Consider the following 3,830-nt stretch of genomic DNA (forward strand, 5'->3'; position numbering starts at 1 on the left):
GATAAAGGCGTGGTGGAGAAAGCCGACGATCAGGGGCGCGCTGTCGGCGGTGAGCAGCCGCCACGCCGGATGATTGCGGCGCAGGTAACGGGCGTGATCGTAGTCCATGTGGACAGTTTCCGTGCCGTGATCGCCCGCGTCTACGATGCAAACCATCACCCGGCAATTCCGATTGTGACAATGCATGGTGGCTCAACGACACTCCAGGGCCAACGTTACCCTGTTCACCGCAGTGGCGATGTCGCACACGGCCGACGTCCGGCTGCACACGCGGGTAGGTCGTGCGCCGCAGGCGTGCGACGTCTCGGCCGTTTCATGCGTGCCTGCGACCGGTTCAGCCGGACGGCGCGCCAGAAGAATTTGCTGACCCTCGCCCTGTTGGGACAGACAACGAAAGACACGGGACACCAGTGGCCCGGGTCGATATCTGCATGGCCATTCCAATGGCCTGCCTTGCCGGACCAGCAATGCACGCCCGACAATGACTGACGCCACGAGTCGTGGCGCATAGCATCGAGGCGAGCAAGCCGGGTCCCAGGATTACCAGCCGAGCCGAGGGTAAACCGCCGGGCAACACGTCGGACGTGCCGTATCCGGAACAAATACCGGCAAGGTTCGCGTGCGATTTGGCGGTGTCCGCCGTCCTGGCCGTTCCGTTGCACCTGCTAACAGGGAATAGGGCGCCGACGCCGGCCGCTATCAAAGGACCACTCTTCCCGCCCCGCTCCGGGCCCGAACCAACGAAGCGGGCCCCAGTAAAAGTGGACAAAGGGCGCAAATGTCGACCAGTACTGCCAACCTCATCAATTTCGTCTTCGAAATCGCGAACAAGCTCCGAGGCCCCTATCGCCCGCCCCAGTACCGCAAGGTAATGCTGCCGATGACGGTGCTGCGCCGGCTGGACTGCGTGCTCGCGCCAACCAAGGAGCAAGTGCTCGCGGAGTACAAAAAACTGCAGGCGCAGGGCCTGGAGGGCGAGGCGCTTCATCGGGTACTGGCAGGAAAGGCAAGCAAGGGCCGCAATTACCCCCTTTACAACATTAGCCCCTATACCTTTGAGAAGCTCCTTGCCGACCCGGAGAACATCGCCACGAACCTGACCAGCTACATCAACGGCTTCTCCGAGTCGGCGCGGGTCGTGTTCGAGGCCTTCGACTTTGAGTCGGAGATCGAGAAACTGGACAAGGCCAACCGCCTGTATCTCATCGTCAAGGCGTTCACCGACCCGAAGATCGACCTGCATCCGGATCGGATCAGCAACCACGACATGGGCTACGTGTTCGAGGAGCTGGTCCGCCGTTTCAATGAGCAGGCGAACGAGGAGGCGGGCGACCACTTCACCCCGCGCGAGGTGATCCGCCTGATGGCGCACCTGCTCTATACCCAGGACGAGGAGATCTATACTCCCGGCATCGCGCGCACGATCTATGATCCCACCGCGGGTACCGGCGGGATGCTCTCCGTTTCCGAGGAATACATCACCGAGCAGAATCCCCAGGCGCATCTTGAGCTGTTCGGCCAGGAGTACAACGAGGAATCGTGGGCCATCTGCCGTTCAGACCTGCTGATCAAGGACGAGCCCGTGGATAACATCGCCTTTGGCGACACCCTGGGGGATAGCGAAACGGGCGACGGCCACCCGGACAAGACCTTCCACTACATGCTCGCCAACCCACCCTTCGGCGTGGAGTGGAAGCCGGAGGAGGATTACGTCAAGAAGGAGCACCAGGCGCTGGGTTTCAACGGGCGTTTCGGCCCCGGCCTGCCGCGCATCAACGATGGCGCCACCCTGTTCCTGCTGCACATGATCAGCAAGATGAAGGCTGCGCCGGAACAGCGGGGAGAGGGCTCCAAGATCGCGGTCGTCTTCAACGGCTCCCCCCTGTTCAACGGTGAGCCCGGACCCAGCGAAAGTAACATCCGCCGCTGGATCATCGAAAACGACTGGCTGGACGCCATCATCGCCCTGCCGGACCAACTCTTCTACAACACCGGCATCTACACCTACATCTGGCTGGTCACCAACCGCAAGCCGGACCACCGCAAGGGCAAGGTGCAACTCGTCGACGGCACCCGCCACTACCGTAAGATGAAGAAGAGCCTGGGGGAGAAGCGCAACGAACTGGGCGACGAGCACATCGAGGCGCTGACCCGCCTCTACGGCGACTTCACGGACGGCGCCACTTGCACGGTTGGCCAGAATGGAGAGCGGGAAGAGCGCGTTTGCTCCAAGGTCTTCGACAACCGGGACTTCGGTTACCTGAAGCTCACCGTCGAACGCCCCCTGCGGCTCAATTTCCAGGCCAGCGCCGAGCGCATCGAGCGGCTCTGGCAGGAAACCGCCTTCATCAACCTGGCCAAGAGCAAGAAGCGCAAGGACCAGGCCGAGCACGACGCCGAGGTCCAGGCCGGCGAGGCCACCCAGCAGCGCATCATCGAGATCCTACAGGGCATGGATGACACCCTCTACACCGACCGGGCCGAGTTCGAAACCGTCCTGAAGGCGGCCTTCAAGGACGCTAATGAGAAGCTTCTCAAGCCGCTCAGGGAAGCCATTCTGAAGGCCCTGTCCGTGCGCGACCCGGAAGCGGCCATCTGCCGCGATAAGGACGGCAACCCCGAGCCGGATACCGAGCTGCGCGATACCGAGATCGTCCCCCTGCCCGCGGATATCCCGCTGCCGCTGCCCATCGGCTATGACAAGGACGCCGACAACAGCACGCTGCTGGAACTGGTACGCGAGCACTGCGAGGACTACCTCGCCCGCGAGGTGCTGCCCTTCGTCGACGACGCCTGGATCGACCACGGCAAAACCAGGGTGGGCTACGAAATCCCCATCACCCGGCACTTCTACGTCTACGAGCCGCCCCGACCGCTGGAGGAGATCGAAAGCGATATCCAGGGGCTGGAAAAGGAGATCCTGGAGATGCTGAACAGGGTGACCGAATGAGCGCCGGGGAGCTCATCCTCTATAGAACGGAGGACGGTCGGGCGGAAATCCACCTCCGCCTAGAAGGGGATACCGCCTGGCTGACCCAGGCGGAGATGGCGGAGCTGTTCGACACCACGCCCCAAGCCATCACCCAGCACATCCGCGCGATCTATGAGGAAGGCGAGCTGGGCCCCGAGGCAACTTGTAAGGATTCCTTACAAGTTCGCCAGGAGGGCGAGCGCCGGGTCCGGCGGCGCCTCAAGGCCTACAGCCTGCCCATGATCCTCGCCGTGGGCTACCGGGTGCGCTCGCCGCGCGGCACCCAGTTCCGCCAGTGGGCCACCGCCCACCTGGAGGAGTACCTGGTCAAGGGCTTCGCCATGAACGACGAGCGCCTGAAGGAGCCCGGCGGGTGGGACTACTTCGACGAGCTGCTGGCCCGCATCCGCGACATCCGCGCGTCGGAGAAGCGCTTCTACCAGAAAGTGCGCGACCTCTTCGCCCTCTCCAGCGACTACCGCTCCGACGACCAAGAAGCCAACCGATTCTTTGCTGAGGTTCAGAACAAACTCCTCTACGCCGTCACCGGCCACACCGCCGCCGAGATCGTGGTCAACCGCGCCGACCCCGGCGAGCCCAACATGGCCCTAACCAACTGGCAGGGCGCCCGGGTGCGCAAGCAGGATGTCACCGTTGCCAAGAACTACCTGAGCGCTGACGAGGTGGACACGCTGAACCGTCTGGTGGTGATCTTCCTGGAACAGGCCGAACTGCGCGCCCGGGAGCGCCAGGACCTGACCCTGGATTACTGGCGCCACAACGTAGACCGGCTGCTGGAATTCAACGAACGGCCGATTCTCGACGGGGCCGGCAGCATCAGCCGCGACCGCATGGAACA

At 63.1% G+C, this 3,830-nt stretch carries 3 protein-coding genes; 2 read left to right on the forward strand and 1 reads right to left on the reverse strand.

Going from position 1 to position 3,830, the window contains the following annotated elements:
- A partial coding sequence (locus G7A99_RS25970; protein ID WP_371807628.1) for a DUF3375 family protein occupies window positions 1-186 on the reverse strand: 186 nt, incomplete at its 3' end.
- A 592-nt stretch (window positions 187-778) separates the two neighbouring features.
- Between G7A99_RS25970 and G7A99_RS16640 the strand changes: the two genes are divergently transcribed.
- Both G7A99_RS16640 and G7A99_RS16645 read left to right on the forward strand, forming a co-directional pair.
- Complete coding sequence (locus tag G7A99_RS16640) at window positions 779-2,950, forward strand: class I SAM-dependent DNA methyltransferase (protein WP_163142210.1); 2,172 nt, start codon at window positions 779-781, stop codon at window positions 2,948-2,950.
- On the forward strand, window positions 2,947-3,830 hold an 884-nt coding region (locus G7A99_RS16645), incomplete at its 3' end, for a virulence RhuM family protein (protein WP_163142213.1). The genes G7A99_RS16640 and G7A99_RS16645, both read left to right, overlap by 4 nt.

The sequence above is a fragment of the Arhodomonas sp. KWT genome, assembly GCF_010993615.1.